The organism is Citrobacter sp. Cu231, from assembly GCF_030332265.1.
Classification (GTDB): domain Bacteria; phylum Pseudomonadota; class Gammaproteobacteria; order Enterobacterales; family Enterobacteriaceae; genus Citrobacter; species Citrobacter meridianamericanus.
This window is the reverse complement of the sequence record NZ_JAOWIE010000043.1, coordinates 98,341-112,753: the sequence shown is the minus strand read 5'-3', so window position 1 is coordinate 112,753 and position 14,413 is coordinate 98,341. Positions and strand designations below refer to the sequence as shown.

At 57.8% G+C, this 14,413-nt stretch carries 12 protein-coding genes; 9 read left to right on the top strand and 3 right to left on the bottom strand.

What is annotated here, in order from left to right; translation table 11 throughout:
• Nucleotides 1-21 precede the first annotated feature (21 nt).
• Nucleotides 22-834, bottom strand: a complete 813-nt coding sequence (locus OGY15_RS17140) for a DNA-binding transcriptional regulator (RefSeq protein WP_219608506.1) — start codon at nt 832-834, stop codon at nt 22-24.
• Nucleotides 835-1,026: 192 nt separating this feature from the next.
• On the opposite strand from OGY15_RS17140, the gene OGY15_RS17135 reads away from it, so the two are divergent.
• From OGY15_RS17135 to mmuM, 9 genes are all read left to right on the top strand, one after another.
• Nucleotides 1,027-2,691, top strand: coding sequence for a bifunctional 3-(3-hydroxy-phenyl)propionate/3-hydroxycinnamic acid hydroxylase (locus tag OGY15_RS17135; protein WP_286540276.1), 1,665 nt, complete (start codon nt 1,027-1,029; stop codon nt 2,689-2,691).
• Between the two features lies 1 nt (nt 2,692).
• On the top strand, nt 2,693-3,637 hold the full coding sequence (mhpB, locus tag OGY15_RS17130) for a 2,3-dihydroxyphenylpropionate/2,3-dihydroxicinnamic acid 1,2-dioxygenase (RefSeq protein WP_286540274.1): 945 nt from the start codon (nt 2,693-2,695) through the stop codon (nt 3,635-3,637).
• Between the two features lie 28 nt (nt 3,638-3,665).
• Nucleotides 3,666-4,532 carry a 2-hydroxy-6-oxonona-2,4-dienedioate hydrolase gene (gene mhpC, locus OGY15_RS17125; protein WP_151224829.1) on the top strand — a complete coding sequence of 289 codons (867 nt, stop codon included), beginning with the start codon at nt 3,666-3,668 and terminating at the stop codon, nt 4,530-4,532.
• A gap of 9 nt (nt 4,533-4,541) precedes the next feature.
• Nucleotides 4,542-5,351, top strand: a complete 810-nt coding sequence (gene mhpD, locus OGY15_RS17120) for a 2-keto-4-pentenoate hydratase (protein ID WP_286540271.1) — start codon at nt 4,542-4,544, stop codon at nt 5,349-5,351.
• Nucleotides 5,348-6,298, top strand: coding sequence for an acetaldehyde dehydrogenase (mhpF, locus tag OGY15_RS17115; RefSeq protein ID WP_286540269.1), 951 nt, complete (start codon nt 5,348-5,350; stop codon nt 6,296-6,298). The genes mhpD and mhpF overlap by 4 nt, the downstream gene beginning before the upstream one ends.
• Nucleotides 6,295-7,308 (top strand): 4-hydroxy-2-oxovalerate aldolase, encoded by a 1,014-nt coding sequence (gene mhpE / locus OGY15_RS17110; RefSeq protein WP_151218570.1) that lies wholly within the window; start codon nt 6,295-6,297, stop codon nt 7,306-7,308. Before mhpF ends, mhpE begins: the two co-directional genes overlap by 4 nt.
• A 68-nt stretch (nt 7,309-7,376) precedes the next feature.
• Nucleotides 7,377-8,591, top strand: coding sequence for a 3-(3-hydroxy-phenyl)propionate transporter MhpT (gene mhpT, locus OGY15_RS17105; protein ID WP_151218571.1), 1,215 nt, complete (start codon nt 7,377-7,379; stop codon nt 8,589-8,591).
• A gap of 274 nt (nt 8,592-8,865) precedes the next feature.
• Nucleotides 8,866-10,269 (top strand): S-methylmethionine permease, encoded by a 1,404-nt coding sequence (gene mmuP, locus OGY15_RS17100; protein ID WP_151218572.1) that lies wholly within the window; start codon nt 8,866-8,868, stop codon nt 10,267-10,269.
• Entirely contained in the window at nt 10,256-11,188 is a 933-nt protein-coding gene (gene mmuM / locus OGY15_RS17095) for a homocysteine S-methyltransferase (protein ID WP_187252945.1), read from the top strand. The genes mmuP and mmuM overlap by 14 nt, the downstream gene beginning before the upstream one ends.
• A 38-nt stretch (nt 11,189-11,226) precedes the next feature.
• On the opposite strand, the gene fbpC is transcribed toward mmuM, so the two are convergent.
• Both fbpC and OGY15_RS17085 read right to left on the bottom strand, forming a co-directional pair.
• Nucleotides 11,227-12,273: a ferric ABC transporter ATP-binding protein gene (fbpC, locus tag OGY15_RS17090; protein WP_286540265.1), complete on the bottom strand. Its 1,047-nt coding sequence runs from the start codon at nt 12,271-12,273 to the stop codon at nt 11,227-11,229.
• 11 nt (nt 12,274-12,284) lie between these two features.
• On the bottom strand, nt 12,285-14,363 hold the full coding sequence (locus OGY15_RS17085) for an ABC transporter permease (protein WP_151218575.1): 2,079 nt from the start codon (nt 14,361-14,363) through the stop codon (nt 12,285-12,287).
• Between the last annotated feature and the right edge of the window lie 50 nt (nt 14,364-14,413).

Here is a 14,413-nt window from a genome sequence, read left to right as displayed (position 1 = left end):
TCTGCATAACTGTGATCAACTTCACCTCCCGGCAACCAAAATCTCCTGTGACTCGACGCCGTCCTCTATCTGTTTCGCCACCTTTTGTAAGGCTGGAAGATGCTTTTCCGCAGCCTGTTCGATGGTCATGGCGCTGGCCATATACACCAGATTCAGGCAGCCGATGACCCGCTGTTCGCTGCGGATGGGAACGGCGATAGAGGCAATTTTCTCCTCCTGATCCCAGCCGCGATAGTTCTGACCAAAACCGTCTTTTCGCGCACGAGCCAATATGGCGTCGAGCTTTAAGGGTTCTCGCGCCAACTGGAACTCTTCCCCCGGTCGTGAGGCCAGCATTTCAATCAGTTCCTGACGTTCATTTTCCGGGCTAAATGCCAGCCAGGTCAGGCCGGAGGCGGTTTTCAGCAGCGGCAGTCGACGCCCGACCATCGCCCGGTGAAACGACAGGCGGCTGAAGCGGTGGGTGGTTTCACGCACCACCATGGCGTCCACATCCAGCGTGGAAACGTCGGTCGGCCAGATCACCTCGCGTAGTAAATCTCCCAGCAGCGGGGCGGCCAGCGCAGAAATCCACTGCTCGTCACGAAATCCCTCGCTAAGCTGGCGGACTTTAATGGTTAAGCGAAAGCTGTCATCGGACAAGCTGCGTCGGACGTAACCTTCATCCTGCAACGTTTCCAGCAGCCGCCTGACCGTGGTGCGGTGCAGGCCGCTCAGCTCAGCCAGCAGGCCAACACTGGCCCCGCCATCGAGTCGATTTAACATATTTAATAACATTAATCCGCGCGTTAGACCGCGCACGGTTTTGTATTCGGTGTTGTCATCATTTTTCATATTCGTTGACAAATCTAAAGGTAAAACAACGTTGTGCACCTGGTGCACATCCAGGCATGTTTTGATTGTAGCGCAAAAACTCACTTCTATACTGACCGCACAATAAAAAATAATTTACATCTTTTTAACAAAACGCAATTGCACCTCACCTGGGGTAGCAATTGCGTTTTGACCGAGTCGTGAGGTTCTGAAATGACAACAATAAACCCTGATATCCAACCCGCAGTGCAACACACCGTTCAGGTCGCGATTGCCGGAGCCGGTCCGGTAGGGCTGATGATGGCGAACTATCTTGGCCAGATGGGCATTGAAGTGCTGGTGGTGGAGAAGCTCGACACGCTTATCGACTATCCCCGTGCTATCGGGATTGACGATGAAGCGTTGCGCACCATGCAGTCCGTCGGTCTGGTCGAAAACGTGCTGCCGCATACCACGCCGTGGCACGCGATGCGTTTCCTCACCCCGAAAGGCCGCTGCTTTGCTGATATCCAGCCGATGACCGACGAATTTGGCTGGTCGCGGCGCAACGCGTTTATTCAGCCGCAGGTGGATGCAGTGATGCTGGAAGGGCTGTCGCGTTTTCCCAACGTGCGCTGCCTGTTTTCCCGTGAACTGGAAGCCTTCAGCCAACAGAACGGGGAAGTAACACTGAATCTGAAAGCGCCGGACGGCCAGCGCGAAACGGTGAAAGCCCAGTGGCTGGTGGCCTGCGATGGCGGGGCCAGTTACGTCAGACGGTCGCTGAATGTGCCATTTGAAGGCAAAACCGCTCCAAATCAGTGGATTGTGGTGGATATCGCCAACGATCCGCTCAGCACGCCGCATGTGTATCTGTGCTGCGATCCAGTGCGCCCGTATGTCTCCGCCGCGCTGCCGCATGCGGTGCGCCGCTTTGAATTTATGGTGATGCCGGGAGAAACCGAAGCACAGCTCAGTGAGCCGAAAAATATGCGCCAGTTGCTGAGCAAAGTGCTGCCGAACCCGGACAACGTCGAACTGATCCGCCAGCGTGTGTATACCCATAACGCCCGTCTGGCCGAACGTTTTCGTATTGACCGCGTGCTGCTGGCGGGCGATGCGGCGCACATTATGCCGGTCTGGCAGGGGCAGGGGTACAACAGCGGCATGCGCGATGCCTTTAACCTGGCGTGGAAACTGGCGCTGGTGATTAAGGGCAAAGCCGGTGATGCGCTGCTGGATTCCTACCAGCAGGAACGTCGCGACCACGCCAAAGCGATGATCGATCTCTCCGTGACCGCAGGCAACGTACTGGCGCCGCCGAAACGCTGGCACGGTGCTGTGCGCGACGGGGTTTCCTTGCTGCTGAACTACATTCCGCCGGTCAAACGCTACTTCCTTGAGATGCGTTTTAAACCGATGCCGCAATACCACTCCGGGGCGCTGGTGCGTGAGGGCGACGCGAAAACTTCTCCGGTCGGCAAGATGTTTATCCAGCCGAAGGTGACGCTGGAAACCGGCGACGTGACGCTGCTCGACAATGTCATCGGACCGAATTTCGCTGTGATCGGTTGGGGGTGTAACCCGCTATGGGGCATGAGCGAGGCGCAGATCCAACAGTGGCAGGCGCTGGGCACGCGGTTTATCCAGGTGGTACCCGACACGCAAATAAGCACCGAGCAGGATAACTATGACGGCGTGACCCGCCTTGGCGATACGCAAAACCGCCTGCGCGCGTGGTTTGCCCAACATAACGCCTCGCTGGTGATTATGCGCCCGGACCGTTTCGTCGCTGCTACCGCTATTCCGCAAACCCTGGGCAGTACCCTGAATAAACTGGCGTCGGTGATGACCCTCACCCGAGTAACCGCCGACATTCCCGTTGAAAAGGTAGCCTGATATGCATGCTTATCTTCACTGTCTCTCCCACTCGCCGCTGGTGGGTTACGTCGACCCGGCTCAGGCCGTACTCGACGAGGTTAACGGCGTGATCGCCAGCGCCCGGGCGCGTATCGCGGCGTTTGACCCTGAACTGGTAGTGCTGTTTGCCCCCGATCACTACAACGGTTTTTTTTACGATGTGATGCCGCCGTTCTGTTTAGGTGTGGGAGCCACGGCGATCGGCGATTTCGGCAGCGCGGCGGGGGAACTGCCAGTGCCGACAGATCTCGCTGAAGCTTGCGCCCACGCGGTGATGAAAAGCGGCATCGATCTCGCCGTGTCCTACAACATGCAAGTCGATCATGGTTTCGCCCAGCCGCTGGAGTTCTTGCTCGGGGGGCTGGATAAGGTCCCTGTGCTGCCAGTGTTTATTAACGGCGTCGCCACGCCGCTGCCGGGCTTTCAGCGTACCCGCATGCTCGGGGAAGCGATTGGCCGTTTCGCCAGCTCATTGAATAAACGCGTACTGTTTTTAGGCTCCGGCGGGCTGTCACATCAGCCGCCGGTACCGGAGCTGGCGAAGGCCGATGCTCATATGCGCGACCGTCTGCTCGGCAGCGGTAAGCAGCTGCCCGAAAACGAGCGCGGGCTGCGCCAGCAGCGGGTGATTAGCGCCGCCGAGAAGTTCGTGGCCGATCAAAACACGCTGCACCCGCTGAACCCTGTCTGGGATAACCGCTTTATGACCCTGCTTGAACAGGGGCGTTTGCAGGAGCTGGACGCGGTCAGTAACGAAGAGTTGTCTGCGATGGCGGGCAAATCAACGCACGAAGTAAAAACCTGGGTTGCCGCCTTCGCCGCTATTTCTGCCTTTGGCAACTGGCGCAGCGAAGGCCGTTATTACCGCCCGATCCCGGAGTGGATCGCCGGATTCGGCTCCCTGAGCGCCACCACAAAGAACTGAAACAGAACTGAATATGCAGGAGAAAACCATGACTTACCAACCGCAAACCGAAGCCGCGACCAGTCGTTTCCTGGAGGTGCAGGAAGCAGGCGAAACCCTACGCGTGCATTTCAATGACTGTGGACAGGGAGAAGAAACCGTTGTGCTGCTGCACGGCTCCGGTCCGGGGGCGACCGGCTGGGCGAACTTCAGTCGCAATATCGATCCGTTGGTGCAGGCCGGATACCGGGTGATCCTGCTGGACTGTCCTGGCTGGGGTAAAAGCGATGGGATCGTTAACCGCGGTTCGCGATCCGATCTCAACGCTCGCATCCTGAAAAGCGTGGTCGATCAATTGGATATTCAAACAGTCCACCTGCTGGGTAATTCGATGGGCGGTCACAGTGCTGTGGCGTTTACCCTGAGCTGGCCGGAGCGCGTGGGCAAACTGGTGCTGATGGGCGGCGGAACGGGCGGCATGAGTCTGTTTACCCCGATGCCGACCGAAGGTATCAAGCGGCTGAATCAGCTGTACCGCGAGCCGACCATCGAGAACCTGAAGCTAATGATGGAGATCTTTGTCTTCGATACCAGCGATCTCACTGAGGCGCTGTTTGAAGCGCGTCTGAACAATATGCTGTCGCGCCGCGATCACCTGGAAAACTTTGTGAAAAGCCTCGAAGCCAACCCGAAACAGTTCCCGGACTTCGGCCCACGCCTGGGGGAAATTAAAGCCCAGACCCTGATTGTCTGGGGACGCAATGACCGCTTCGTACCGATGGACGCCGGACTGCGCTTGCTCTCCGGAATTGCGGGTTCTGAGCTGCACATCTACCGCGACTGCGGACACTGGGCGCAGTGGGAACATGCGGATGCCTTTAACCAGCTGGTGCTGAATTTCCTCGCACGCCCTTAAGGAACGGACATGACCAATCTTAATCTTGAGCAGTTAGCCGCCGATTTACGTCAGGCTGAGGAAAAAGGGGAAGCGATTGCTCCGCTGCGTGAACTGATCGGCGTGGACAACGGCGAAGCGGCCTACGCTATTCAGCGCATCAACGTACAGTACGACGTGGCACGTGGGCGTCGCGTGGTGGGGCGCAAAGTAGGGCTGACGCACCCGAAAGTGCAGCAGCAACTGGGGGTCGATCAGCCGGATTTCGGCACGCTGTTTGCCGACATGTGCTACGGCGATAACGACACCATTGCGTTTGAGCGCGTGCTGCAACCGCGAATTGAAGCGGAAATCGCGCTGGTGCTGAACCGCGATTTGCCCAATGCCGACACTACCTTTGACGAGCTGTACAACGCCATTGAGTGGGTACTGCCCGCGCTGGAAGTGGTCGGCAGCCGTATCCGCGACTGGTCAATCAAGTTTGTTGATACCGTGGCGGATAACGCCTCCTGTGGCGTGTATGTGGTCGGTGGTCCGGCACAGCGTCCGGCAGGGTTAGATCTGAAAAACTGCACGATGAAAATGACGCGCAATAACGAAGAGGTCTCCAGCGGGCGCGGCAGCGAATGTCTGGGACATCCGATCAACGCCGCCGTCTGGCTGGCGCGCAAAATGGCCAGCCTCGGCGAGCCGCTGCGCGTCGGAGACATTATTCTCACTGGGGCCTTAGGTCCGATGGTAGCGGTGAATGCGGGCGATCGTTTTGAAGCCCATATCGAGGGTATTGGTTCAGTCGCCGCCACCTTTTCAGCGGCGGTTACAAAAGGAAGTCAGTCATGAGTAAGCGTAAAGTGGCCATTATCGGCTCTGGTAACATCGGCACCGATTTGATGATTAAAATTCTGCGTCACGGGAAACAGCTTGAAATGGCGGTGATGGTCGGTATCGACCCGCAATCCGATGGTCTGGCGCGTGCCAGACGTATGGGCGTTGCTACCACCCATGAAGGGGTGACGGGACTTATCGCCATGCCGGAATTTGCCGATATCGACATCGTGTTTGATGCCACCAGTGCGGGTGCGCATGTGAAAAACGACGCCGCGCTGCGCGCCGTAAAACCGGGGATCCGCCTGATCGACCTGACGCCTGCGGCGATCGGTCCGTACTGCGTCCCGGTGGTGAATCTGGACGCTAACGTTGACCAACAGAACGTCAATATGGTGACCTGCGGCGGGCAGGCGACTATCCCGATGGTGGCGGCAGTTTCTCGCGTGGCAAAAGTCCATTACGCCGAAATTATCGCCTCGATCGCCAGTAAATCTGCGGGTCCAGGCACGCGCGCTAATATCGATGAGTTTACTGAAACCACCTCGAAGGCGATTGAAGTGGTTGGCGGCGCGGCAAAAGGTAAAGCGATTATCGTCCTTAACCCGGCCGAGCCGCCGCTGATGATGCGCGACACGGTGTATGTGCTGAGCGAAGTGGCTTCCCAGCTTGAAGTTGAAGCGTCTATTAATGAGATGGCGGCGGCGGTACAGGCGTACGTGCCGGGCTATCGGCTGAAACAGCGCGTGCAATTTGAAGTCATCCCGCAGGATAAACCGGTCAATCTGCCGGGCATCGGTCAGTTCTCCGGGCTGAAAACCGCGGTGTATCTGGAAGTGGAAGGCGCGGCGCACTATCTGCCAGCCTACGCGGGCAATCTCGATATTATGACCTCCAGCGCGCTGGCGACCGCTGAGAAGATGGCGCAGTCATTGGTACGCAAGGCAGGAGAAGCAGCATGAACGGTAAAAAACTCTATATCTCTGACGTGACCCTGCGCGACGGCATGCACGCTATTCGTCACCAGTATTCGCTGGAAAACGTGCGCCAGATTGCCAAAGCGCTGGACGACGCGCGGGTCGATTCCATTGAGGTGGCACACGGAGACGGCTTACAAGGTTCCAGCTTTAACTACGGCTTTGGCGCGCACAGCGATCTGGAGTGGATTGAAGCGGCAGCGGACGTGGTGAAGCACGCTAAGATCGCCACGCTGCTGCTGCCGGGTATCGGCACGATTCATGACCTGAAAAATGCGTATCAGGCTGGGGCGCGCGTCGTGCGTGTGGCGACCCACTGCACCGAAGCGGATGTGTCGGCCCAGCATATTCAGTATGCGCGTGAACTGGGTATGGATACCGTCGGCTTTCTGATGATGAGCCATATGACCACGCCGGAAAACCTCGCGCAGCAGGCGAAACTGATGGAAGGTTATGGTGCAACTTGTATCTATGTGGTCGATTCCGGCGGGGCGATGAACATGAGCGATATTCGCGCCCGCTTCCGCGCCCTGAAAGCGGTGCTGAAACCGGAGACGGAAACCGGGATGCACGCCCACCACAACCTGAGCCTCGGCGTGGCGAACTCGATTGCCGCGGTGGAAGAGGGGTGTGACCGTATCGATGCCAGCCTGGCCGGTATGGGTGCAGGCGCAGGCAACGCACCGCTGGAAGTGTTTATCGCCGCGGCGGATAAGCTCGGCTGGCGGCACGGGACCGATCTGTATGCGCTGATGGACGCCGCCGACGATCTGGTACGCCCGTTGCAGGACCGCCCGGTGCGGGTGGATCGCGAAACGCTGGCGCTGGGTTACGCCGGGGTGTACTCCAGCTTCCTGCGCCATTGTGAAGTCGCGGCGGCGCGTTATGGCCTGAGTGCGGTAGATATTCTGGTTGAACTGGGCAAACGCCGGATGGTAGGCGGCCAGGAAGATATGATCGTCGACGTGGCGCTGGATCTGCGCAACAGCAAATAAAAATGATTACGCGGCTGGCAATGTATCAGCCGCGATTCACCTGCATCGTGACCTCAGAGGTACATCTTATGACTACTCGTACCCCCGCATCCTCATCCCGCCTGACATTGACCGTCGGGTTGTGTTTTTTAGTCGCCCTGATGGAAGGACTGGATTTACAGGCCGCCGGGATCGCTGCTGTCGGTATCGCCCATGCGTTTGCATTGGATAAAATGCAAATGGGCTGGATCTTCAGCGCGGGCATTCTCGGGCTGCTGCCCGGCGCGCTGGTGGGCGGCATGCTGGCCGATCGCTATGGCCGCAAACGCATTCTTATTGCCTCCGTGGCGCTGTTCGGCCTTTTCTCGCTGGCAACAGCGGTTTCCTGGAATTTCTCATCGCTGGTGTTTGCACGTCTGATGACCGGCGTCGGGCTGGGCGCGGCGTTGCCGAATCTGATTGCGCTGACTTCCGAGGCGGCGGGTCCGCGTTTTCGCGGTACGGCGGTAAGCCTGATGTACTGCGGCGTGCCGATTGGCGCGGCGCTGGCGGCGGCGCTCGGGTTTAGCGGCCTGGCTTCAGCCTGGCAAACGGTGTTCTGGGTCGGCGGGGCGATCCCGCTGCTGCTGGTGCCGCTGTTGATGCGCTGGCTGCCGGAATCACAGGTTTACGCCCAACAAACGCAGGTTGCCGCCGCACCGCTGCGCGCCCTGTTTGCGCCAGCGACGGCCACCGCCACGCTGTTGCTGTGGCTATGCTATTTCTTCACCCTCCTGGTGGTGTATATGCTGATCAACTGGCTGCCGATGCTGTTGGTCGGGCAGGGTTTTGAGCCCTCGCAGGCGGCGGGCGTGATGTTTGCCCTGCAAATTGGCGCAGCCAGCGGCACCTTAATCCTCGGGGCGTTAATGGACAAACTGCGCCCGGTGGTCATGTCGCTGCTGATCTACACCGGGATGCTGGCATCTCTGCTGGCGCTGGGCACGGTATCGTCATTGAGCGGCATGTTGATGGCCGGATTTGTGGCGGGGATGTTTGCCACCGGCGGGCAAAGCGTGTTGTATGCGCTGGCACCGCTGTTTTACAACACGCAGATCCGCGCCACCGGCGTGGGTACCGCTGTTGCCGTCGGGCGTCTGGGTGCGATGAGTGGTCCGTTGTTGGCAGGAAAAATGTTAGCGCTCGGCACCGGAACGGTGGGGGTGATGGCGGCTTCTGCGCCGGGGATATTGCTGGCAGGGCTGGCGGTATTTATTCTGATGAGCCGCAAATCGCAGATGCCGATCCCGGCCAGCGGTGCTTAAGCGCTCATTCGGTAGTATGAGCAGGGAGATACGGTTCCCACTTCCGGGTGAACGCCAGTCGGTGAGGACGTTGCCAGAGTTTACATAAAGCCTGGCAACGGAGGCGTTATGAGCTGGCGGCCCTTTTTGTATTTGATTATTAATCCCCACCCGATCTTAAGCGCCCGGCGCGGGCATCTGCGCCTGGTGCAGGGTTGACTTTGCATTCTGTTAACAAACGCGGTATAACAAACCTTCTTTGGATGTTTAGATGTCCATACGTTTAGAAGGTTATATGCAAACAGCACAACAAAATGCGCCACTGAAGCGCACAATGAAAACGCGTCACCTGATAATGCTCTCCTTAGGCGGCGTGATTGGCACAGGGTTATTCTTCAATACCGGGTACATCATCTCCACCACCGGGGCGGCGGGAACGCTACTGGCCTATCTGATTGGCGCGCTGGTGGTCTGGTTGGTTATGCAGTGTCTGGGCGAGCTGTCGGTCGCGATGCCGGAGACCGGGGCGTTTCACGTCTATGCTGCGCGTTATCTCGGCCCCGCAACAGGATATACCGTGGCCTGGCTCTACTGGCTGACCTGGACTGTCGCGCTGGGTTCGAGTTTTACCGCCGCCGGATTCTGTATGCAATACTGGTTTCCACAGGTGCCTGTATGGGTCTGGTGCGTGGTGTTCTGCGCGATTATTTTTGGTCTGAACGTCATCTCCACGCGCTTTTTTGCCGAAGGGGAGTTCTGGTTCTCGCTGGTGAAAGTGGTCACCATCATCGCTTTTATTATTCTCGGTGGGGCGGCGATTTTTGGTTTTATCCCGATGCAGGATGGCTCGCCCGCGCCTGGACTGAGTAATATCACGGCGGAAGGCTGGTTTCCACACGGTGGCTTACCGATCCTGATGACGATGGTGGCGGTGAATTTTGCTTTTTCGGGAACCGAGCTTATCGGTATTGCCGCCGGAGAAACAGAAAACCCGCGCAAGGTCATTCCGGTGGCGATCCGTACTACCATCGCGCGACTGATTATTTTCTTTATCGGCACCGTGTTTGTGCTGGCGGCGCTGATCCCGATGCAGCAGGCGGGCGTGGAGAAAAGCCCGTTTGTGCTGGTGTTTGAAAAGGTGGGGATTCCTTACGCCGCCGATATTTTTAACTTCGTGATCCTGACGGCTATTCTTTCCGCGGCGAACTCCGGGCTGTATGCCTCCGGGCGCATGCTGTGGTCGCTATCGAATGAACGCACGCTGCCAGCCTGTTTTGCCCGAGTGACGAAAAATGGCGTGCCGCTGACGGCGCTGTCGGTCAGTATGCTTGGCGGCGTACTGGCGCTATTTTCCAGCGTGGTGGCCCCGGATACGGTATTTGTCGCGCTGTCGGCAATCTCCGGGTTCGCAGTGGTGGCGGTGTGGCTGAGCATTTGCGCTTCGCACTTCGTCTTTCGCCGCCGTCATCTGCAGCAGGGTAAGGCATTGAGTGAATTACATTATCGCGCGCCGTGGTATCCACTGGTGCCGGTACTGGGATTTATGCTGTGTCTGGTGGCTTGTGTCGGGCTGGCATTCGATCCAGCGCAGAGAATTGCGCTGTGGTGCGGGTTACCGTTTGTGGCGGTGTGTTATGGTGCCTATTTCCTTACTCAACCGCGTAAAGCCAAACAGGAGCCCGAACATGTCGCAGAATAATCCGTTAAGCGCCATCCTCGATAAACAGGATTTCCTGCTGCTCGATGGTGCGATGGCGACGGAGCTGGAAGCGCGTGGCTGTAACTTAGCTGATAGCCTGTGGTCAGCCAAAGTGCTGGTCGAAAATCCGGAGCTTATCCGCGAAGTCCATCTCGATTACTACCGGGCGGGGGCGCAGTGTGCGATCACCGCCAGCTATCAGGCGACACCGGCGGGGTTTGCCGCCCGTGGTCTGGATGAAGCGCAGTCGAAAGCGCTAATTGGTAAAAGCGTGGAGCTGGCGCGTAAAGCCCGTGAAGCGTATCTGGCCGAGAACCCGCAGGCAGGCACGCTGCTGGTAGCAGGATCCGTCGGGCCTTACGGCGCATATCTGGCGGACGGTTCTGAATACCGTGGTGATTACCAATGTAGCGCTGAAGAGTTTCAGGCGTTTCACCGCCCGCGCGTGGAAGCCTTGCTGGATGCCGGGGCCGATCTGTTAGCCTGTGAAACCCTGCCAAATTTTGCCGAAATTCGCGCACTGGCTGAGCTGCTGACAGCGTATCCGCGCGCACGGGCGTGGTTCTCGTTTACCCTGCGCGACAGCGAGCACCTGAGTGACGGTACGCCGCTGCGTGACGTAGTCGCGCTGCTGTCGGGTTATCCGCAGGTGGTGGCGTTAGGGATTAACTGCATTGCGCTGGAAAACACCACCGCCGCGTTGCAGCATTTACACAGCTTAACGACGCTGCCGCTGGTGGTGTATCCGAACTCGGGTGAGCACTACGATGCCGCGAGCAAAACCTGGCATCATCACGGTGAGCATTGTGCGCATCTTGCAGATTATCTGCCGCAGTGGCAGGCCGCTGGCGCCCGGTTGATTGGCGGGTGCTGTCGCACCACGCCGAAAGATATTGCTGAGCTGAACGCGCAGCGCTAAGAATAATGCCGGGTAAGCGCAGCGCCACCCGGCATAAATCATGCCGCATCCGCCAGAACAAACATGCCGTACGGGTGGATTTCGAGATAATACTGCTCGCCGACGTCCGGCTGCAGACGTGTGGCGTTGACCTGTAATAAGATCTCCTGCCCGTGCCATTCCACCGTGACTTCATACTGGGGGCCCATATAGGCCACGTGGCGGATCACGCAGCGCTGACTCTCTTCGCCGCGATCGCTGAGCGTGATCGCTTCCGGGCGCACGCCGACCATACCTTCGCCTTGCGTACCAAAGTGCAACGGGCGCGGCAGGTGATAGCCGTAGATATCAACGTATTGGTCACTGAAGGTGGCCGGGAACAAGTTGGCATCACCCATAAAGCTTGCCATAAAGCGCGAGGCGGGCTGGCGATAGAGATCCTGCGGTGAACCGATCTGCATGATGTGTCCCTTGTTCATCACCAGCACGGTATCGGAAACCGCAAAGGCTTCGCTTTGATCGTGGGTGACGTACAACGAGGTGATATCAAACTGCTTTTGCAGTTCGCGGATCTTGTCGCGCATGCTGCGACGCAGGTTGGCGTCGAGGTTACTTAACGGTTCATCAAACAGCAGCACTTTCGGTTTGAGGATCAGTGCGCGCGCCAGTGCCACGCGCTGCTGCTGACCGCCGGAGATCTGATCAACATAGCGTTCTTCGAACCCCTCCAGATCGACCATCGCCAGCGCCTCTTTGACGCGGGATTTCACCTCAGCGCGGGACACACCGAGCATCTTCAGGCCATAACCAACGTTCTCTCCCAGCGACATATGCGGGAACAGGGCATAAGACTGAAACACCATACAGATATCACGCTGCTGAATTGAGCGATGGGTGACGTCTTCGCCATCAATGAAAATCTGTCCTTCGCTCGGTTTTTCCAGCCCGGCGACCAGGCGCAAAATGGTGGTTTTGCCACAGCCGGACGGGCCGAGCAGCGTGACCATTTGTCCCTGCGGAATGGTGAGATTGATATTGTCGATAACCGTGTTGCTGTCAAATCGTTTGGTGACGTTGCGCAGTTCAACGAAATTTTTCTGAGTCATAGTGCGCTCCATTACGCCTGGTTTTTGGCTTTTGAACGGGAGGTTCGTGATTCACCGATCAGCCAGTCAAAGATGAAAATAATCGCCAGCATCACCACGATCAGAATAGAACCGTAGGCAATCGCCACGCCGTATTCGCCGTCTTCCACGCGGTTAAGGATATAGGCTGTGGCTACGCGGGTATCCGGCGTGACGAGGAACACAATGGCGCTGACGGTAGTAATGGCGCGCACAAAGCTGTAGATCAGCGCCGAGAGGATCGCCGGGCGCAGCAGCGGCAGCAGGATGTGCGTAATGGTCCGCAACGAGCCAGCGCGCAGGCTAAGCGAAGCTTCATCCAGTGATTTATCGATCTGGCCTAAGCCCGCGATACCTGCCCGAATACCGACCGGGACGTTACGCATTACCATCGAGATAATGACAATCGCCGCCGTACCAGTGAGGTACACCGGGGCGCTGTTAAAGGCCAGAATGTACGACACGCCCGCGACGGTGCCCGGAACGGCAAAGCACAACATAGTGGTGAATTCGATGGTCTTTTTGCCCTTAAACTGCTGGCGCACCACAATCCAGGCGATCAGCAGGCCGAAGATAGCAGTGATCGGCGCGGCAATCCCGGCGTAGAGCAGGGTGTCGAGCAGTGAAGGCCACGCGCCGTCGCTCATCCCCTGGCCGAACAGTTTGGTAAAGTTCGCCAGCGTCAGCGTGTAGTCCACGCCCCAGTTAACGGTGAAACTGCCGTAGAAAATGCTGCCGTACAACAGGGCGTTAAAGGCAATCCACACTGCCAGCAGCGCGACCACGCTCCACACCAGCGTCACCGGCAGTGGCTGTACGTCGCCCCGGTAGGATTTACCGGAAACGGTGACGTACGAGCGTTTACCAATCCACATGTACTGCACGCAGAACACCAGCAGTGAGAATAGCAGCAGGAATGCGCCCAGCGTACTGGCGGCCTGGTAGTCGAGCTGAGAACCGGTGATGTAGAAGTAGATTTGCGTTGCCAGCACGTCGAAGTTTCCGCCGAGCACCAGCGGGTTACTGAAGTCAGCCAGCGATTGCACCACCACAATCAAAAAGGCGTTGGCCAGTGCTGGTTTCAGTAGCGGGACAAACACGCCGTTAAAGGTCTGCCAGCGGCTGGCGCGCAGGGTGTAAGAGGCCTCTTCCAGCGACGGATGAATGGTTTTAATCGCCCCGTCGAGGATCATAAATGCCATCGGCGTGAAGGCCAGTACTTGCGCCAGCCAGATGCCGGTAAAACCGTACAGCCAGTTGGTGTTGGTTAAGCCAAACCATTCGACCATAAATTCGGTGATGTAACCGGATCGCCCCATCATCAGCGTGACGCCTAACCCCACAACAAACGGCGGGGTGACGATCGGCAGAATCGAGAAAATTCGTCCGATAATGGCGCTGCGTTTGGCGATCCGGGTAGTGTAGATAGCCAGCACCAGGCCAAAGAAGGTGCAGCCGACGCCGACGGCAATCGACAGCATAATCGAGTTGAGGATCACCTGAATGATATGCGCCTGAGACAGCACATTCATAAATGCCAGCGGGGCAAATTCTCCGGCGTCGTTGGTGAACATCGGAATAAAAATAGCGATGCTCGGCCAGACGATAAAAATACCGATTAGCGCGACAATCGCGGTGAGCGAACCGATGACGAAACGGTCGCCGCCCAGCCATTCCAGACGGGTGAGTGCCAGGGTCATGATCGCGCCAAGTGCCACAAACAGCACAATGGTGGCATAGCCTAAGCCGCGCCCCTCAAGAGTCGCGCTGGCGACGATAAACGCCATACAGAAGAATGCCCAGCCTGCGTCAAGATAATGGCGGCCGCGCTGTTCGCGCCTGGCCTCATGGAACGGACGTACCAGCAGCAGGCTCGGCAGCAGATACCATAACCAACTGATATTGAACTGTGACCAACCGTAGGCGGCGAGTATTTCCTCGCGCGTCGACTCCAGCAGGCCGTAGTCCAGGCTCCAGCTTGGTAACAGGGCAAACGCCAGCCAGCCAAGCAAAACCCAAAGAAATATCGCATCCCGTTTTTTCACGGGATGGAGTGCAAGTGTGTGTGACATAGCGGTTCCGGTATTCCAGGCCGGATGCGGTATTTACGCCGCACCCGGCA